Raw genomic sequence first — 516 nt, forward strand, 5'->3', positions numbered from 1 at the left:
TCGTCTCAGCTTCCTCGTCGTCTTCCTCCGTGGTCGTCTCAGCTTCCTCGTCGTCTTCCTCCGTGGTCGCCTCAGCTTCCTCGTCGTCGACCTCCGCCTCGGCCGCTTCGTCCTCCTCCGCAGCCGCCTCGTCGCTCTCGGCCGCTTCCACGGCGTCCATCGCGTCGTCGGCGGCGCCGTCGACCGGCTCGTTCGCCTCGTTCTCGGCCGCGACGGGGCCGGCACCGCGGACGACGCTCTCGCTGGGGGTGTCCTCCTCGTCGACGCCCTCGTAGTTGTACATCAGGTACAGCATGGACCCGATGATCAGGACGAGGAACCCGATGCCGCCGACGTAGGTGAATATGGGGTCGACCATACCTCCCTCTACCTCCGGGGGGACTGTATGTGCTACGGCTTCCGTTCGGCGGCTGCGGCGGCGTTTCGCGCGGACCGCCTCGCCGACCGTCGGCCATTTGTCCGTCCGCGGCCAACGAGTGGTGTGAGCGCGACCACTCTCCACCGGCCCGCCCACCG

The 516-nt window shown here is 68.6% G+C and carries 1 protein-coding gene; it reads right to left on the minus strand.

Annotation, left to right across the window (positions count from 1 at the left end):
* A partial coding sequence (locus EXE50_RS16930; RefSeq protein WP_199241450.1) for a hypothetical protein occupies nucleotides 1–358 on the minus strand: 358 nt, incomplete at its 3' end.
* Between the last annotated feature and the right edge of the window lie 158 nt (nucleotides 359–516).

Origin of the sequence: Halorubrum sp. ARQ200 (assembly GCF_005435115.1) — an archaeon.
GTDB classification, from domain to species: Archaea; Halobacteriota; Halobacteria; order Halobacteriales; family Haloferacaceae; genus Halorubrum; species Halorubrum tropicale.